The following is an 18807-nucleotide window of genomic DNA, read 5'->3' on the forward strand; positions in this document are numbered from 1 at the left end:
GAAAGTATTATTATGTCCAAGAAACAATTTAACGTCACATCCGGCACCGAGCTGCGCTGTAAGAACTGGCGCGCTGAAGGTCTGCTGCGTTTGATGGAAAACGTGCTGGCTGTGGGTGAAGACCCTGACAATCTGGTGGTCTATGCTGCACTCGGCAAAGCCGCACGCGACTGGCCGTCCCATGACAAGATCGTTGAAAGCCTGCACAAGATTGAAGAAGACGAAACCCTCGTCGTGCAGTCCGGCAAGCCGATTGGTATTTTGAAAACCCATAAACAGGCACCGGTCGTGATTATGGCCAACTGCAATATGGTTGGTCAGTGGGCAAAGGCTGAAAATTTCTACGAATGGGAAAAGCAGAACCTGATCTGCTGGGGCGGTCTTACTGCCGGTGACTGGCAGTATATCGGCTCGCAGGGTGTTATTCAGGGCACCTATGAAATCTTCATGCGTATTGCCGAACAGAGCTTCAATAATGATCTGGCCGGTCGTCTGATCCTCACCGCCGGTCTTGGCGGCATGGGCGGCGCTCAGCCGCTGGCAGGCCGTATGGCCGGTGCTGTTACGCTCTGCGTTGAAATCGATCAGGAACGTATTCAGAAGCGCAAGGATATCGGCTTCCTTGATGTGATTGCCAAAGATCTGGACGATGCGCTGGCGCAGGTCAAAACAGCAATGGCTGAAAAACGCGCTGTTTCCATCGGCGTTCACGGCAATGCCGCTGATCTTTATGAGCAGATTCTGGCACGCAACATCATTCCGGATATCGTGACTGACCAGACCTCCGCGCATGATCTGGTTTACGGCTATGTACCAGCGACCCGTTCGCTGGATGAAGCCCGTGCCATGCGCAAGAGCGATCCGCAGACCCTGATGAATGAAAGCCGCGCTTCCATTGTTCGTCATGTCACAGCAATGCTTGGCTTCCAGAAAGCCGGTTCGGTCGTTTTTGACAATGGCAACCTGATCCGCACTCACGCCAAAGACGGCGGTGTAGCAGATGCGTTCAACATTCCGGTCTTCACCGAAGCCTTCCTGCGTCCGTTGTTCTGCCGCGCGATTGGCCCGTTCCGCTGGATTGCACTGTCGAATAATCAGGAAGATATCCGCATTATCGACAATTACATTCTCAAAGCATTTGCGGATAACCGCATTGTCACCAACTGGATCCATCTCGCCGGTAAAAATGTACCGTTTGAAGGTCTGCCGGCACGTATTGCATGGCTCGGGCATGGTGAACGTACTCAGCTGGCACTCGCAGTGAACAGCATGGTGCGTGATGGTACATTGTCTGGCCCTGTTGCCTTTACCCGCGACCATCTTGATGCCGGTGCCATGGCGCATCCGAATATCATGACTGAAAATATGCGTGACGGTTCTGATGCGATTGCCGACTGGCCACTAATCAATGGTCTGGCTATGTGCTCGTCGCAGGCCGATCTGGTCGCGATCCATTCCGGTGGCGGCGGCTATTCCGGCTACATGACCAGCGCGGGTGTAACCGTTGTGGCCGATGGTACAGATGATGCGGATACCCGCATTGAACTGTCGCTGACCAATGACACTTCGCTCGGCGTGATGCGTTATGCCGATGCCGGTTATGAAGAAGCGCTGGACGAAGCGGAAAAGAAAAACATCCGCCACTTCAATCTGGCGTAAAACCTAGAAAATGCCCCCGTGAAGAAAACAGGCGGAACTCCGGTTTCGCCTGTTTTCATTCCCAGAGCATAATTCCTTAAACTTAGATCAGTTTAAGGTAAAATTATGCTCTAATTTTAAAGTGTTAGAGCGACCTTTGTGTGCCAAGTCTGGCACACGGCGCTCTAAGCCGATTATGGAGTAAGTGCCTCGCGCAATTCGCGCACCAGTTCTCTTTCGGCAACCGTCAGGGTGCGGGCATTGGAATAAATCACAAACAACCTGCGCAGAATATGCGGCTTGAGTTCAAGGCTTACCAATGTTCCCTGCTCCAGATCACGGCGCACGGCTGAGACCGGCAGCAAAGTGGCAAGCTTTTCACGCCGGATCATCGCGATCATCATCGGCAGAGAATTGATCTCGATGACCGGTTCAACGGACAAGTTGTGCTCGCTCAGTTGGGCATCCAGCAATTGCCGGATGCCGAAAGTCAAAGTCGGTAGAACCAGCGGCACCTGACGAAGCGCCTCCAGATCAATCGCTGCACCCTTAGAGAGTTCTGCTGCCAGATCGGGATGACAGATCAGTGACAGAGGCTCTTCCACGTTAAGGCTGAAACGCGCCATATGCGGCATATCGGTTTCCAGCACGGCAAGGCTGATCACACCCGCCTGCACCCAATCCTGCAAGACACTCGTCGGAGCTTCGAGAATTTGCAGATCAATCTGCGGATGGTTCTTTCGCCAGCGCAGCACGGCATCGGTCATCCCTGCCAGCAAAGTACTTTCCTGACTGACGGATGGCAGCACGCCGATGCGTAAACGCGAACGGTTGCGCCCCAGCGATCCCGCACTATGCACGGCCATAGATTGCAAACGCGCATCAATCAGATCGCTGCCGATACGAAAAACCCGTCCGGCATCTGTCGGCACCAGTCCGTCGCGGCGACGCTCGAACAGCGGCTTGCCGATCACCTGCTCCATCTTGCGCAATTGTCCGGTAATAGCCGGTTGGGCGACTTTAGCCATACGGGCGGCTGCTGTGAGATTGCGATTTTTGTCAATGAGCCGGAAATAGCTGAATTGCCGTCTGGTCAGCTGCGGCTGATAAAGCGGCGATGTTTCACCGGAAATCAGTGCCGCACGAATACGGCGCACAGTCTCTTCCGCCACCGGATGAGGATCGGCAATATGCACCCGCACCTGACTGATGAGCGGCGGATCAAGCGGCACCAGTTTAAGACGATGCAGCCCCATACGGTTGGCAAGCGTGCTTTGCGGCACCAGAAAGGCCGTATCAGGATGCTCCCCGCTTAAACGTGCCAGAGTGCCCGGATGGTCCTGCGTGAAACGGATATTTTTAATCGAGTGCTTTGCCAGATAAGCAGAGAGGTCATGCAGCAGCGGTTCCGGCAATGCAGGCACAATCACAGGGCCAGCCAGCATATCCTGCAAAGCAGGCGCTTCGCCTGACTGTACCGGCAGGCTGCGCGCCAGCACCCACGGATCATCGTGAATAGCGACACCCTTTTTCTCATAGCTGAAAACAATCCGGCTGCTTTTCGCACTCTCTGTCAGCGGTAAAGCCGGATCACCATCCGCACTGCCCCAATGCGGCTCAATAAACACATCCGGATAGTCTTTCTGCAATCCGGCAAGCGCCGTACTGATGGCTTTGGAGACATTGCCCAGCGAGAACATCAGCTGGACTTCCACCACCAGATGGCTGAATTCATTCTCTTCGGTACATTCCCGCATCGCCGCCTGACGGGTAAAAGCTTCAGCCTGTAACAGTGGGATAGCAGCACGGTAAAGCCAGCGCCCGGCCACAGTCGGGGTAAGCCCCGCAGGCACGCGACGGAACAACTGAGCGCCGACTTCCTCCTCCAGATTCTGCAGTGCCACGCTGAGCGTTGACAGCGCAATGTCCAGCATTTCAGCCGCCTTGCTGAAACTGGTTTGATGGCAGGCCGCCACGAAGTAAGAAAGCTGCCGCAGCTCGATCATAGGCACAGACCTTCATCAGTGATTTTTACCAAGAATATCAATCCAATATGCCATAAATACAAAAATATTGTTCCGTCGAAACACTATTTCGTTTTTCGCTATGGAGACATTCATTTTTTGTCAAATGCCGACACAAAGTTAAATTGTTACTGTCTCGTATTGCTGGTGGGAGATGAGAGATAAAAGACCACAGCCGGAATGTTTGGGGGAGAGCCAGTCCTATGACGGACGTTACACATAATCCAACTATACCATCGCATACAAAGCATAATTCCAACGCCAAAAAGGCTGTCGCTGCTGCCTCAATCGGTAATGCTCTGGAATGGTATGATTTTACAATCTACGCCTTGTTTGCGGTTTATATCGCCAAGAATTTCTTTCCTGGCGGCAATGACACTGTCGAACTGATCAAGTCGTTTCTGGCCTTCGGCCTCGGCTTTCTGATCCGTCCGCTCGGCGCGGTTGTGCTCGGCGTTTACGCTGATAAAGCCGGTCGCAAAGCGGCGCTGTTTCTGACCATCATGATTATGGCAGCCGGAACACTGCTGATTGCTATTGCACCAACCTATGCCGCTATCGGTATCGGCGCACCGATGATTATTCTTGCAGGCCGTGTCTTGCAGGGCTTCTCAGCCGGTGGTGAAGTCGGCAGTGCGGCGGCGTTTCTGGTAGAACATGCACCGGAAGGTCAGAAGGGCAAATATGCTGCATGGCTGCAGGCCAGTATGGCATTTTCCAATATTATCGGTGCCTTTGTAGCACTGGGCGTTACATCGCTGCTGACTGAAGATCAGATCGGTGACTGGGGCTGGCGTATTCCGTTCATCCTCGGCCTGCTGATTGCACCTGTCGGTCTGTGGATGCGCCGTTCGCTTGATGAAACACCGCATTTCAAGGCAAAATTCGACGAAAAGCCGGAAGCCGCGCATAAAGAACATGCTCCGCTGAAAGAGATTTTCACCACTTATCGCGGTGCATTGCTCAAAGGTACAGCCTTCTCCGTGCTCTGGGCAGCCAGCGTCTATGTCATGGTTATCTATATGCCGGTCTATGTGCAGCGCGCATTCGGTTTCACCGGTACGCAGGCATTCATCTCGGCACTTATCAGTAATATTCTGATGGCTATTGCCTGTATCGCTGCCGGTGCTGTTTCCGACAAGATCGGCCGTCGTCTGACACTGGCGATCACCACAACCGTGCTGCTGATTGCTATTCATCCGCTATTGTGGTGGCTGCATCACTCACCGACACTCGGCACCCTGATCACTGTTCAGAGCTGCTTCTGTGTGATGGTAGCCGGTGTGGTTGGTGTTGCACCTTCCGCCCTGTCTGAAGTCTTCCCGACCCATATCCGTTCAACCGGTATGTCGCTGGCCTATAACATCTCCACCACGATTTTCGGTGGTTTTGCTCCGGCAGCGCTGACATGGCTCGGCACCACTTCGCTCGGCTACAGCGCCCCTGCATGGTATGTCAGTATCGCAGCTGTTATCGCATTGTTCGCGATTTTCCAAATGGGCGACAATAAAAAGACAGCCTGACGATACAGACTGACAAACAAAACTAACGCACCCGCCATACACAGCTATGGCGGGTGTTTTTATTTACAGCTGCTCTGAAACTTTAGGCCTATATGCCTGCCGTACAGACTCATTTTATTACCCGTAATGCACTTATTTTATTTCATTAATAACTTGCCATGCCGCCTCATAAAATTTAGAGCGGGGGTAGTTATTAAATAAGGACTATCTGTAATGAAAATGCTGGCAAGCTTTTCGGCTTTCGTAGGCAAGACTTTTGCGGTCTGGGTTCTGCTGTTTGCCGTACTGGGTTTTGTATTCCCTGAGACCTTTAAACAATTCGCCCCTTATATTGTTACCCTGCTCGGTATCATCATGTTCGGCATGGGTCTTACCCTCTCCCTTGATGACTTCCGTGAAGTGGTACGCCGCCCGGTCGATGTGGGTATCGGTGTTGCCTCGCAGTTTCTGATTATGCCGCTGCTTGCCGTACTGCTGACCAAGATCATTCCGATGTCACCGGAAGTCGCTGCCGGTGTTATTCTCGTCGGCTGTTGCCCGGGCGGTACATCCAGCAATGTGATGACCTATCTCGGCAAAGGCGATGTGGCGCTGTCCGTTGCCTGCACCAGCGTGACCACGCTGGCTGCACCGCTGGTAACGCCATTCCTCGTCTGGTTCTTCGCCAGCCAGTTCCTGCCGGTTGATGCAATGGCAATGTTCATGAGCATTGTTAAAGTAATCCTCGTGCCGCTGGCACTCGGCGTGCTGGCGCAGAAACTCATTCCGGGTATTGTTAAATCTGCTGTCCCTGTGCTGCCGCTGGTAAGCGTGACCGGTATTGTGCTCATTGTTGCCGCTGTTGTGGCAGGCAGCAAAGGCGCTATCGCTACTTCCGGCCTGCTCATCTTCGTGGTCGTGGTTCTGCACAATGGCATCGGCTATATGCTGGGCTTTATCGCTGCCAAACTTACCGGCATGTCGCTTGCCAAGCGCAAAGCCATTGCAGTTGAAGTCGGTATGCAGAACAGCGGTCTAGGTGCCGCCCTTGCCAATGCGCATTTCTCGCCGCTGGCCGCAGTGCCAAGCGCGATTTTCAGCGTATGGCACAATATTTCCGGTGCGCTGCTGGCGAATTATTTCGCCCGTATGAAAGATGATAAATAATCATCATCTCTGTTCAAAATAGTAAGACCGGCTCATCCGTCAGAATGAGCCGGTCTTTTTTTATGCTTTCCGGTTCATCCGGTAGATCAGCAATGCCGTTGCAAAAATCAGCAATGACGCCGTTGCAATCACCCACATAAAGGCCTGATCGAAGGCCATAAAGCCAACCTCACGCAGATGCTGTGCCTGTTCCGCAGGCAGGGTTTCTGCCAGCAGCAAAGCTTCATCCAGACTGTCACGGATCGTTTCAGGAAAACCCGATCCTTCCGGCACGATCATGAATGCCGTATAGATTGCGGTCATCAGACTGCCGAAAATCGTAACGCCTGTGGCACCGCCAAGCTCATAGGACACTTCCTCAACGGAAGCTGCCATACCGGCTTTTTCTTCCGGCGCATTGCCCATGATTGCGGTTGAAGCACCGGTCATTGCGGCACCGACACCAAAACCCATAATCATCAGGCCGATCAGCCAGATCTGCGGCTGCATCTGGAAGCTCAGCAGATAAAGCGCAGTACCAAGACCGGTAATCAGCATACCACCCCAAAGCACCCGTGCCTCACCGATTTTTGGCAGCCCCCAACCAACCAGCGGCCCCGCAACAAAGGCGGCCAGCGGAATTGGCAGAATGAGCAGACCGGCCTGCAGCGGCGAATAACCGGCAACAAGCTGCAAACGCTGGCTAAAAACCAGCTCCACACCGATCAGAGCTGCCGAAGAGACAGAAGCTGCCATCACGCCGGACGAGAATTTGCGGTTACCAAACAGCGAGAAATCAACCAGCATACCATTGGTTGCCCGCTGCCTGCGATAGAACACCACCAGCGCAATCAAACCGACAATCATAGAGACGGTAAAGAGCAACATGGAACTGTCGCGCTTGGCCAGCTCTTTCAGGGCAAAAGTCACACCGACAAGACCGATCATCACCTGAACGGAACCGATCAGATCCCATTGGCGGTTTTTATTACCGGGACGGGTCTCCAGCACGGTCAAAGCCAGAACCAGCGCAATCAGCACCACCGGCACATTGATAAGGAAGACGGAACCCCACCAGAAATATTCCAGCAAAACACCACCGACAACAGGACCGAAGGCTGCACCGCCGGAGGCCACCGCCGCCCAGATACCGATTGCGAAAGAGCGTTCGTTCTCATCCTCGAAAGTCAGGCGAATGATCGAGAGTGTTGCCGGCATCATCATTGCAGCACCAACGGCAAGCAGCACGCGGGCAGCAATCAGCATTTCCGCATTTGGTGCATAGGCTGCCGCGAGTGACGCAATACCAAAAACCACAAGCCCCGCTGTGAACATGCGTTTATGCCCCAGACGGTCGCCAAGACTGCCGACACCCGGCAACAGGCCTGCAACGACCAGCGGGTAAGCATTAATAATCCAGAGTTTCTCTGATGCGCTGGCCGCAAGATCATGGGTAAGCCGCGGCAATGCTGTGTAAAGCACAGTCATATCAATCACGATCAGGAATAATGCACTTGAGACGATGGCCAGTACCAGCCAGCGATTATGCAATGTCATTGATAATATCCACTTCTTCTGTGCTGAAGTTTCAGCACTTTTATAACCTGCCCCGCAGAACGACAAAATGTGTTGTTTTACGGAAAAAGCTTGAAACCTGATGGTCGTTAATTTAAATCCATACGTATGGAAAGTAAAAAACTCAAAAAAATTGGCCGTCCGCGCACCATTGACCGCAATCATTTGCTGGATCTGGCCGAAAAGATCGTTGTGGAGCATGGCGCACCGGCTTTGACCATTGATGCGCTGGCCAAGGCTGCCGGTATCACCAAGGGCGGCGTGCAATATTGTTTCGGCAATAAAGACGGACTGGTCGATGCTATGCTGACACGCTGGGGCATTGATTTCGACAAACAGGTGACCGCCATGCAGAATGGCAGAACCGATGCCCTCTCCCATATAGCGGCGCATATTCGTGTGACAAGGGACAGTGACCCGCTTGGTGATTCACGTCTTGCAGCCATGCTTGCCAGTCTTGAACCCAGTTCAGAACAGCTGGATAAAACACGGCAATGGTATCGCAAACAACTGGACGGGCTGGATGTCTCCACTCAGCAAGGACGCAATACCCGCCTTGCATTCATCGCCAATGAAGGTGCTTTTCTGCTGCGCAGTTTCCAGCTTTTTGATCTGAATGAAGAAGAATGGCAGCAGATTTTCCACGACATTGAAAAGCTGCTACCCAAAGATGTTGATGATTAATCTGTATTACTGTCCATAAAGCGCATCAGCAAGAATGCGCACAGCTTCTGCCGTACGCGGGCCGAAACCAAGCATATAGGGCCCGTCAAGTACGATCAGTGCCTTGTTTCGGGCTGCGGGCGTGTTTTGCAGCGCTTTATCCGAGAACACATCCTCTGCTTTAGGCCCGCCTGCCCCGTCGGACAGCATCAGCACCACTTCCGGCTCCGCTTCCAGCAACCATTCTGCTGACACGGCTTTATAGCCTTTATAGACCGCAAGCGGATTAACGCCCCCTGCATGGCGGATAAAGGCATCTGCCGCCGTATCACTGCCCGCGCCGCTCAGCTTCGCCAGCCCGTGGAAGAACACCACTTTCTTTCCCCGCCCTTCCGAGACTTTGCGCACATGCGCCATAGCCGCATCAAAATCTGCCGTAACCGATTTTGTCAGCACTTCCCCCTGCGGCTCCAGCTGCAGACGCTCGGCAATCAGGCTGATTTTTGTAACCAGTCCCTCACGGCTGTTAACCGCCGGAATATACAGCACAGGCACACCGGACTGGTTGAGCACATCCACCACTTCCGGCGGGCCGATATCTTCCGACGCGATAATCAGATCGGGATGCAGAGCCAGCACACCTTCGGCGGACAGGCTGCGGCGGTAACCGACATTGGTCTTACTGGCTGTATCCGCCGGATATTTGCTGCTGCGATCAAGGGCGATGATTTTTTCATCCGCGCCGAGTGCATAGACGATTTCGGTCACATCTGGCCCGAGCGTGATAATGCGTTGCGCCGTGCCTTGTTGCTGCGCGGCACGGGCAGAACTCACATTCAGCCAGAACACCACAACGATCAGAGCGATTGTGAGCAAAAATATCGCCTTCATTGCGTAATAATCGGGATGATTTTTCGCTTTAGTGAACAATTGTCTGATTTGCATAATTAAAGTTGACTCTATTTATCATGATTTATATAGCCTCTAATTAATATGAGTTAATGAGTCAACTTAATGCATGCCAATAGCCGGAAATCCCTCCCGCTGTGAACCGGCAGCATCATCGGGGGCAATATGAAAATCTCTCAGAAATCCGCGTTTCGTCTGCTGGGTACAACCGTGCTCAGTACAATCGGGCTGTTCGCATTCAGTGCAACACCTCTTCTTGCCCAGACTAAGCCGTTTAAAACCCAGCAACAAACAGACGAGCAAAAACCCGCCGACAAAGCGAAGTCTCAGGTGCTGGAACTCGATACCATCACCATCTCCCCGCTCAGCAATGATCAGGCGGTGATTGATGCGATTGCTTCCACCAGTCTGATCTCCCGCCAGCAGATCGACCGCATACAGCCGGTGACGTCTGCCGATATTTTCCGCTTCACACCGGGTGTTCATGCCTCTCTGAACGGTGATGATCCGGCAACCTCGATTAATATTCGCGGCCTTCAGCAATATGGCCGTGTTGCAGTAACGTTGGATGGCGCGAGGCAGGATTACTGGCGTGTCGGCCACGGTTCCGGCTCGTTCTATATTGAACCGGAACTGCTCAAGCAGGTGACCGTTATTCGCGGCCCCGTTTCCAACATCTATGGTTCCGGTGCCATTGGCGGCGTGGTTGCTTTTGAAACCAAAGATGCCCGCGACTTTCTCTATGACGGTGAAACTTGGGCTTTGAGCGAAAAGCTGCGCTATGAAAGCAATGGAAAAGGCTTCCTCACCAGCACAACCGGCGCTTACCGCTTTAATGAGAATTTCGATGTCATCGGTAATCTCAATTACCGTGACAGTGATGAATATAAGAATGGTGACGGCGATTATGTGCGCTGGACAGGTGAAAAAGCCATCAGCGGCATGGGTAAAGTCACCCTGCGCCCTGCAGAAGGCCATGAGCTGAAATTCGGCATCTCCCGCCAGAAATATGAAGATATCATCACCGGCAGCAGCGGCTCGGCCTCTCCAACCCTGTCGCGCTATAATGCTGATACGATCGTCAGCACCTATACAGGTAGCTACACCTACAGACCGGATGATAATCCGTTCTGGGGTCTCTCCGTCAACGCCTATCACAGCGCGACGGATAATGACCAGTTTCAGGTCTGGCAGCTGAAAGACTATGGAAAAACCCGTTATTATGATGTTTCGACATCCGGTTTCCGCGCCCATAACAGCTCGCGTTTTGAAACCGGGAGCCTGAAACACACCGTAACCTACGGCATGGATTACTATAAATTGCGCGGACGCTCCGATACCGACAATTTCGGCAATGGCGAGCAGCAGGCCTATGGCGGCTTTGTGCAATGGCAGGGCGAATATCAGAAATGGCTCGAAGTGATCGGTGCTGTCCGTTATGACGGTTATAATCTGGATGGCACCAGCAAAGCCTCTCCGGGTAATCCGTCTCAGGATGTCAGCCTCGACGGTAACCGCGTTTCCCCGCGTCTGAGTGTCGGTATCACCCCTATTGAAGGCATTCAGTTCTACGGACTTTATGCGCAGGGTTATCGCGTTCCGCATATGCAGGATGTGTTCCGCCAGAACGGTTCTCACGGTTCCGGCTATGAGCCGAACCTGTTTCTCAAACCGGAAGTCGCCACTACCTATGAGGCGGGTATCAATCTGCGGCAGGATAATCTGATTGAAGCCGGAGATCAGCTGCGCACCAAACTCAATATCTTCCACACCGATGTGAAAGATTACATCAACACCGTTAAAATCGACAAGTACACGACCTCCGAGAATGTCGGCACCGCCCGTCTGCGTGGCGTAGAACTGGAAGGCACCTATGACACATGGTGGGGCTATGTGAACCTTGCCGCCTCTTATACCGATGCGGAAATGAAAGACGGTATCTATAAGGGCGAATCCCTGAGCAACACGCCGCTGCATAATTTCAGCGCCGCGCTGGGTCTTAAAGCTCTGGATGACCGTCTGGTTTACGGCATTGAATATCAGAGCCTTGGCAAAGTGACCCGTGCGATCAGCAATGGCGTGACCGTCTATCCGCGCACTGATCTGGTGAATGTGTTTGCCAACTGGCAGGTCACTGACAATGTGAAGCTCGACTTCGGCGTCGATAATATATTCAACAAAGCCTATACCGACGCACAAACCGGCTGGGCAACAACCACAGATATAGAACAAGGCAAAGGCCGCACTTTCAAAGTGGCCATTACCGGACGTTTCGGCGGTTAAAACGCCAATCCTCTCCAGTCTGGCAGGCGGCATTTTATGCTGCCTGTCTTTTTTGCGTTCATCCTGTTTCCAAAATCGAGAACACCGTGTCAGAGCATTCATCATCACTGCACAGCTATGCCAATATCCGCCTCGTCAACGGGGCAAGCTACCTGCCGCCGATTATCGACCGTCTCAACTCCTATGAAGCGCATTATGATGCGCAAGAAGAACTGCACGCATTTTATTATCCTTTCGGGCAGATCGAGCTGAAATCGCAGCCTGAAGGTTATCAGGTTTCATTACATGCCGGTGAAACTGTCGGGCTGAGCCGCCTGAAAGATCTGGCTGCCGTTGCCATCAAACTCTATACCAAAGAAGAAGCACCGGACATTCTCTGGGAAGGCGATCATGCCGGTGAGCAGCCACTGCCGCAATTCCGGCTGATGAATGTTGTTTCAACCCGTTATTTCACACCGCATATGCTACGTATCCGTTTCAGCGGTGAAGACCTCAAACGTTTTTCCCTGTTCGGTGCGATGCATGTGCGGCTGTTATTGCCGACCCAAGATGTGCCGCAGCCTGTCTGGCCGATCATGGGACCGAACGGCCTGCCCTTCTGGCCGGATGAAACAAAGCGGCCGGCAGCGCGCGCTTACACCATCCGCAATCTCAATATTGAAGAAGGCTGGATGGAAATTGACTTCTATATTCATGAAACCGAAGGGCTGGCCAGCCAATGGGCTAAAAATGCCCGCGAAGGTGATATTGCCGGTCTGATGGGGCCGGTTGGCCGTCCGCTGCGACAGGCAAAACAATATCTGATCGGTACGGATATGACCGGCCTGCCCGCTGTCGGGCGGATGCTGGAAGAATTCGCACCCGATGTTACCGGCCATGTGCTGATTGCCGTTGATGCGCAATCTGATATTCAGCCGCTCACACATCCTGAAGGTGTGACTATCGAATGGATTGTGAATGCCGATCAGGATGCAGCCGCAACAGTGCTGACAGACAGACTCCGCGCCTTGCCATGGCCGGACGGTAGTGACAGTTTCGGCTGGTTTGCCGGTGAAGCTGACACTGCCAAAATCATGCGCGATTACTGGCGCAAACAGCTTGGTAAATCCCGTGACCAGACACTGGTCGCCGGTTACTGGCAGAAAGATTCAACCGGCTTTATGGCCGGTTGATATTTACTGCAACGGCCACCAGAACATCAGCACCGGTACGGCCACGCAAATAATGATGAAAGACAAAGGCAGGCCAAGGCGCGGATAATCGCTGAAACGATATCCGCCCGGCCCCATCACCAGAGTATTGCACTGGTGGCCGATCGGCGAAAGAAAGTCACAACCGGCACCAATCGCCACAGCCATCAGAAATGCTTCGGGTTTAAAACCGAGGCCTGAAGCAAAACTGGTGGCAATCGGCGCCATTACCAGCACTGTCGCCGCATTATTGAGAAACGGTGTGACCGCCATTGCTGTAATCAAAATCAGAGCCAGCGCACCGGCAGGCGGCATTTGATGTGCGAAGATCGTTAGCCATTGCGCAATCACATCCGTTGCACCGGTTGTGCGCAAAGCATCACTCACGGGAATAAGTGCAGCCAGCATCACGAGAATCGGCCCGTCAACGGATGAATAAACCTCACTGACCGGAATAACCCGAAAGACAACCATCGCCACTGCCGCCGCAAAGAAGGCAATTGAGACAGGCACAACGCCCAAGGCAGTTATTCCGATAGCAACCAGCAGGATCGACAGCGGGATCAGCCCGCGCCGGACACTGCCGAGCAGGATTGTGCGCCGCGCCAGCGGCAGGCAACCCAGTTCGCGCAGCAATGGCGGCAAAATCCCCTGCCGTCCCTGCAACACCACCACATCGCCCTGATGCAGAATAACCTCGCGCAGACGCTCGCTGATACGCTCACCCTGACGGCTCACCGCCAGCAGATTAACATCATAATTCTCATAGAGATTAAGTCCGCGTGCCGATGTGCCGATCAGTGCGGAATCCTTGCCGATCACCGCTTCAATGGCCTCAATCTCGGCAGAACCGGAATTCTCGGAAGGTATGCGGTCTTCCGTCAGTTTGAGCTTGCCATTGCTGACAATCGCATCCAGCGCTTTCGGATCACCTTCCAGCAGAATAACATCGCCTTCAGCAATCACCGTATCCGGCAGTGGTGCAACGCGTTTTGTATCGCGCAAAATGGATGTCACCATCGCATTGCCTTCGGCCGGTTTCACCAGATCAGTGATCTTTTTACCGATAACCGTCGCACCTTTCGGCACCCGTGCTTCTGAGACATAATTGCGGATTTCAATAGCCTCATCCACACTGACATTTTCGCGCTTACGCTGCGGAACCAGCCAATAGAACAGAGCCAGATAGATAATCCCCACGACAGCCAGCGTTGCACCGACCGGTGTGAAATCAAACATGGTGAAACTCTCGCCCACCATTTCAGCACGCACACGGGACACCACAATATTGGGCGATGTGCCGACCTGTGTCATCAACCCACCAAGCAGCGCGCCAAAGGCCATCGGCATCAGGAAAACTGACGGGGAGACATTGGAGCGGCGCGCAAATTGCAGTGCAACCGGAATCATAATGGCCAGAGCGCCGACATTTTTCACGAAAGCCGAGAGAACTGTCACCACCCCGACAAGTAACAGCATTTGCAGCCGCACAGCATTGAGATGCGGTACAAAACGCTGCACCGCCGCCTCCATCAGGCCGGAGCGAGCCACACCGGCACTGACAATCAGCGCACTGCCGACAATGATAACAATATCATCCGCAAAACCGGTGAAAGCTTTGTCATAGGGAACCAGACCGAGACTGACAGAGATCAGCAGAAAGCACAGAGCTACCACATCATAGCGAAACCGATCCCAGATAAAGACAGCCATCATCAAAGCGATAACCATGAGTGCCAATATCTGATGCAAGGTCATACGGCCTGCTCTCCCTGTCTTTTCCCTCACTCTGTCATGAGTAAAGGGAATCGCATCTGCATATTTCAGCTTTTATACAGCAGACAGAATATTTTTCTTTTATTGATTTGGGGAGAGAAAAAAGGCGACATAAATGCCGCCTTTTAAAAAATTAAATATCTCAATGTTTTCAGAACACAAGACAGAAATACTTATCTGCCGCATGAAGATTTATCTGATTTTTATCAGATAACAGAAACCACCCATGCAACGATCTGTCCGGTCACATCACTGAAACCTGCATCCAATGCGCGGATATAGGCTTTGTTACCAGCGCCGCTGACCGGTGCGGATGATGTGAAGACCCGTGTGGCACGCACTTCACCTGTCTTGTCATTCAGCACACGAACAGCCAGTTCTATCTTGGCTGTCTGCGGTGAGGACGATGCATTGATACCGAAATCACGCAACTCCGCCTGCACCTGATAATTGATCGCGAGACCGTCACCCGGACGTCCGACACCACCGACAGCATTGCTGTTTTCAAATGCCTGCACCAGACGCGCCTGCACCAGATTGGTCAGACGGTCGCCCCACTGTGCTCCTTTAAGATAGGTGATAGAGCCCGGCGCATCGTGAATAACAATATTCTCACTGTCCAAAGCTTTGAGTGCTGCCGGTGTCGGCACCAATATCTGCACATTCTTACGCTTCTGCGAAACCTGCACCTGCGGCGATGAGCTGAGGCTGAATGTATCGAGCGGTGTTGTCGTACAACCGGCCAGCAGAACTGCGGCACCGAGAACTGTCAGTTTATAGTTCAGAATATGCTTCAGCATCAGTGACGTTTCCTTCCGTCATATTGCGGCACAGTGCCTGAACCACCAAAAATAATACGCTGAGGATCCCGCTCAAGATCGGTAATCGCCTGTTCAATACGCTGCAGCGAACGGCGGCTATCCACGACAACCGACTGTACATCGCTTAAGCCCTTGCCCGAAAAGCGCGCCAGATTATCCGCAACCGGAGCCAGACGCTTATCCAGATTGTCCGAAGTTTTCTGAATGGAGGCGAGTGTCGCCTTCGCCTGTGCCACAACACCTTCACGGTCTTCCGGCGACAACAGCTTGTCCACTTTGGCCATGATGCCGTCCACGCGCTTGGATGCCTCATTCAGGCGCTGCATCATTTCACGCGCTTCCTGAATCGTCTTCTGAACATCCGCAGCATTATCGCCGATCGCACTGATAACATCGGCATTTTTGGCCAGCGCATCAGTAAAGGTCTTGGCATTATTGACTGTATCTGTCAGCGGACCACGGGCATCATTAACAAAGCCCTCCAGCCCGCCAAGCACACGCTCGGTACGGCCGAAAATATCCTTCGCGGTCGCCATAAGATCGGTAAAGATTGACGGATCAGCATTGATACGCGCCACATAGCCGCCCTTCTCCGCCTCTTCCATCAGATTAGGCTCCATCAGGCTGCCGCCCTTAAGCTCAACAAAAGCGATACCTGTCAAACCCTGAGAAGAAAGCTCGGCCTTGGTGGAACGGGTAATCGGCGTGGTGCGGTTCACTTCAGACTGCACAATCACCATATTCGGATTGAGCGGATCGAGGAACATCTGGCGCACATCGCCAACTTTAATCCCGTTAAACAGCACCTGACTGCCCTTGGACAGACCGGTCACAGAACCGGGAATACGAATTTCCAGCGGCAGCGTATCATTGCCGTCACCGAAACGCGCAGCCCAATAAACGAAACCAAATGCGGCAAGTGTCACAGCAAGTGTGAAAATACCGACCAGAACATAATTGGCTTTTGTTTCCATTACTGATTCAATTCCGTATCTGGTCCCGCATCAAGATTTGTATTCTGGTTTTCAGTCCCGCTCAAATCCGTTCCTTTTTTCTCAACCGGTATTGCTGAGCTTTTGCGCCGGCGGTTTGCTGCATTCATATCAATCTGCCGTGCTCTCTTACCGTTGAAATAGGTCTGTACCCAAGGATCGTCAAATTTCAGCAATTCTTCAACTGTGCCGTCTACCAGCACTTTCTTTTGCCCTAATACAGCAATTCGGTCGCAAATTGCAAAAAGACTATCAAGATCATGGGTTACCATATAGACGGTCAGCCCCATCGTATCGCGCAAATTGGCAATCAGATCATCGAAATCTGCCGCACCGATCGGATCAAGCCCTGATGTCGGCTCGTCGAGAAACACCACTTCGGGATCCAGCGCCAATGCGCGTGCCAGTGCAGCGCGCTTAATCATCCCGCCGGAAAGCTCAGACGGATATTTCTCCGCCGTATCCGGCTTCAGCCCCACCAGATCAATCTTGAGCCGTGCCAGCTCGTTCATCAGCTTCGGCGACAGGTCGAGATATTCGCGCATCGGCACCTGAATATTTTCCAGTACCGTCAGTGAGGAAAACAGCGCACCTTGCTGAAAAAGCACGCCCATACGCATATCAATCGCCATTTTCTGACGTTCATTGACCTTATCAACATCCTGTCCGAAAATATCGATCAGGCCGGATTTCTTCTGGTTCAGCCCCAAAATAGTGCGCATCAGCACCGACTTGCCCGAGCCAGACGGACCGATAAAACCAAGAACCTCGCCGCGGCGAATATCCAGATCCAGCTTGTCCAAAATCACATTACGGCCAAAAGCAACCGTAACATCACGCACGGAGATCACGGCTTCCTGCGCCGCTCCTGCATCTGTGCCCTGTGATGGCTGCCGGTTGTCTTTGCTTGTCATATTCATCCGTATGTTTATCGTAATGCTTTATTTTTAGAACTCGATGGCTGCGTAGAAAATCGCAAACAAGCCGTCCACGACAATCACCACAAAAATCGATTTCACCACCGATGAGGTAACGCGACGACCCAGTGATTCTGCGCTGCCTTTTACCTTCATACCCTCAACCGAGGCCATGATACCGATAATCATCGCCATGAACGGCGCTTTAATCAGACCCGCAAGATAGGTTGAAGTCACAATCGCGTCACGCAACCGGCTCATAAAAGCTTCCGGCGGAATGCCCGAATAGGCCCATGCAACAAAACCGGCACCGGCCAAAGCGGCCAGATCGGCAATGATTGTCAGCATTGGCAGAACAATCACCAGCGCCACCAGTCGCGGAAACACCAGCACACCAACGGGATTGAGACCAATAACCGTCAGCGCATCGGTTTCCTCGCGCATTTTCATCGAGCCGATTTCCGCGGTGATCGCGCTGCCGGATCGCCCTGCAATCATAATCGCAGTGAGCAACACCCCGATTTCACGCAGTACGAGAATACCGACCAGATCGACCACGAAAATTTCTGCACCGAAATAGCGCAACTGAAAGGCGCCCTGCTGGGCGATAATCGCACCGATAATCGTCGACATCAGCAAGACAACAGGAATCGCGCCGACGCCCATTCGGTCAATCTGATTGACGATAGCTGCATAGCTGATGCCGTTGCCGCGACCGGACTTCATCTGCGAACCGCGGATCGTCGCGCCAAGAATATGCATCGACATCAAAAAATCATCGCGTGCCGCATACATGAAGCGGCCGAGCTTATCGAGCAGAGCAATTGCAAAAAACGGACGGCGGTGTTTTTCAGGCAGCTGATAGCGCTCAACCGCAGCGCCGACCTCTTCCAGCAACGGTGTCCAGCTCGGGCGGATATTATCAATATGCACACTGATCTGCTGTTTGCTCAGCGCAACGCGCAGACGCTCAATCAGCCATGCTCCGGCCGTATCGAGACCGGATATGTCACCCATATCCACTTTCACAACCGGTGCCTGCATTTTATCTGCAAGACCGCTTTCCAGCTTGCGCATCTGATTATCAACGCGGGCGACAGTCAGCGACGTCCAGCGGCCGGATAAAGAGATAATAGTCGCGCCATCATCCGCCACCACATTAATTTCGGGTGCGGATGCAGGGCTGCTACTTGTTTTACCCGTTTTATCGGTCAACATGCGTCTTCCAAAACCTGAGTCTGTTTGGAAATAACCGGATCAGATATGCACCGGATTACTTCCATCCCTTCTGCAAATATCCAAGTCTATCAGCTTTCTGATAATCCCGAACGCCTGCACCAATATGATTTATCTGCACTATACCAGGCGTAA

14 protein-coding genes are annotated in these 18807 nt (G+C 52.8%); 6 read left to right on the forward strand and 8 right to left on the reverse strand.

Features of this window, described 5'->3' with window-relative positions; translation table 11 throughout:
* Nucleotides 1–12 precede the first annotated feature (12 nt).
* Nucleotides 13–1659, forward strand: coding sequence for a thiourocanate hydratase (locus tag F7P81_RS09385; protein ID WP_022710357.1), 1647 nt, complete (start codon nucleotides 13–15; stop codon nucleotides 1657–1659).
* A 173-nt stretch (nucleotides 1660–1832) separates the two neighbouring features.
* Here the strand turns inward: F7P81_RS09385 and F7P81_RS09390 are convergent, their stop codons facing one another.
* Nucleotides 1833–3644, reverse strand: a complete 1812-nt coding sequence (locus F7P81_RS09390; protein WP_151159282.1) for a LysR family transcriptional regulator — start codon at nucleotides 3642–3644, stop codon at nucleotides 1833–1835.
* Nucleotides 3645–3865: 221 nt separating this feature from the next.
* Here F7P81_RS09390 and F7P81_RS09395 point away from each other — a divergent pair, with 221 nt between their 5' ends.
* Nucleotides 3866–5185 carry an MFS transporter gene (locus tag F7P81_RS09395; protein WP_151159283.1) on the forward strand — a complete coding sequence of 440 codons (1320 nt, stop codon included), beginning with the start codon at nucleotides 3866–3868 and terminating at the stop codon, nucleotides 5183–5185.
* Nucleotides 5186–5398: 213 nt separating this feature from the next.
* Entirely contained in the window at nucleotides 5399–6331 is a 933-nt protein-coding gene (locus tag F7P81_RS09400; RefSeq protein WP_151159284.1) for a bile acid:sodium symporter family protein, read from the forward strand.
* 60 nt (nucleotides 6332–6391) lie between these two features.
* On the opposite strand, the gene F7P81_RS09405 is transcribed toward F7P81_RS09400, so the two are convergent.
* On the reverse strand, nucleotides 6392–7867 hold the full coding sequence (locus tag F7P81_RS09405; RefSeq protein WP_022710360.1) for an MFS transporter: 1476 nt from the start codon (nucleotides 7865–7867) through the stop codon (nucleotides 6392–6394).
* A 126-nt stretch (nucleotides 7868–7993) separates the two neighbouring features.
* Between F7P81_RS09405 and F7P81_RS09410 the strand changes: the two genes are divergently transcribed.
* The gene (locus F7P81_RS09410; RefSeq protein ID WP_083646959.1) at nucleotides 7994–8569 is read left to right on the forward strand and encodes a TetR/AcrR family transcriptional regulator; all 576 of its coding nucleotides are present in this window, start codon (nucleotides 7994–7996) and stop codon (nucleotides 8567–8569) included.
* 6 nt (nucleotides 8570–8575) lie between these two features.
* Here F7P81_RS09410 and F7P81_RS09415 read toward each other — a convergent pair whose 3' ends face one another.
* On the reverse strand, nucleotides 8576–9424 hold the full coding sequence (locus F7P81_RS09415) for a heme/hemin ABC transporter substrate-binding protein (protein WP_246176080.1): 849 nt from the start codon (nucleotides 9422–9424) through the stop codon (nucleotides 8576–8578).
* 198 nt (nucleotides 9425–9622) lie between these two features.
* Here F7P81_RS09415 and F7P81_RS09420 point away from each other — a divergent pair, with 198 nt between their 5' ends.
* Nucleotides 9623–11740, forward strand: a complete 2118-nt coding sequence (locus F7P81_RS09420) for a TonB-dependent hemoglobin/transferrin/lactoferrin family receptor (RefSeq protein ID WP_151159286.1) — start codon at nucleotides 9623–9625, stop codon at nucleotides 11738–11740.
* A gap of 86 nt (nucleotides 11741–11826) precedes the next feature.
* Complete coding sequence (locus tag F7P81_RS09425; RefSeq protein WP_151159287.1) at nucleotides 11827–12912, forward strand: siderophore-interacting protein; 1086 nt, start codon at nucleotides 11827–11829, stop codon at nucleotides 12910–12912.
* A 3-nt stretch (nucleotides 12913–12915) separates the two neighbouring features.
* Here the strand turns inward: F7P81_RS09425 and F7P81_RS09430 are convergent, their stop codons facing one another.
* The 5 genes from F7P81_RS09430 to F7P81_RS09450 form a co-directional block, all read right to left on the reverse strand.
* A complete protein-coding gene (locus F7P81_RS09430; protein WP_116088101.1) occupies nucleotides 12916–14688 on the reverse strand; it encodes an SLC13 family permease in 1773 nt (590 codons plus the stop codon).
* A 224-nt stretch (nucleotides 14689–14912) separates the two neighbouring features.
* Nucleotides 14913–15506: an ABC-type transport auxiliary lipoprotein family protein gene (locus tag F7P81_RS09435; protein WP_151159288.1), complete on the reverse strand. Its 594-nt coding sequence runs from the start codon at nucleotides 15504–15506 to the stop codon at nucleotides 14913–14915.
* Nucleotides 15506–16501 carry an MlaD family protein gene (locus tag F7P81_RS09440; RefSeq protein ID WP_075655505.1) on the reverse strand — a complete coding sequence of 332 codons (996 nt, stop codon included), beginning with the start codon at nucleotides 16499–16501 and terminating at the stop codon, nucleotides 15506–15508. Before F7P81_RS09440 ends, F7P81_RS09435 begins: the two co-directional genes overlap by 1 nt.
* Nucleotides 16501–17433 (reverse strand): ABC transporter ATP-binding protein, encoded by a 933-nt coding sequence (locus tag F7P81_RS09445; RefSeq protein WP_116088104.1) that lies wholly within the window; start codon nucleotides 17431–17433, stop codon nucleotides 16501–16503. The genes F7P81_RS09440 and F7P81_RS09445 overlap by 1 nt, the downstream gene beginning before the upstream one ends.
* Before the next feature lie 33 nt (nucleotides 17434–17466).
* Nucleotides 17467–18654 carry an ABC transporter permease gene (locus F7P81_RS09450; RefSeq protein ID WP_075655507.1) on the reverse strand — a complete coding sequence of 396 codons (1188 nt, stop codon included), beginning with the start codon at nucleotides 18652–18654 and terminating at the stop codon, nucleotides 17467–17469.
* Nucleotides 18655–18807 lie beyond the last annotated feature (153 nt).

The organism is Pseudochrobactrum saccharolyticum, from assembly GCF_008801715.1.
In the GTDB taxonomy this organism is placed as follows: Bacteria; Pseudomonadota; Alphaproteobacteria; order Rhizobiales; family Rhizobiaceae; genus Pseudochrobactrum; species Pseudochrobactrum saccharolyticum.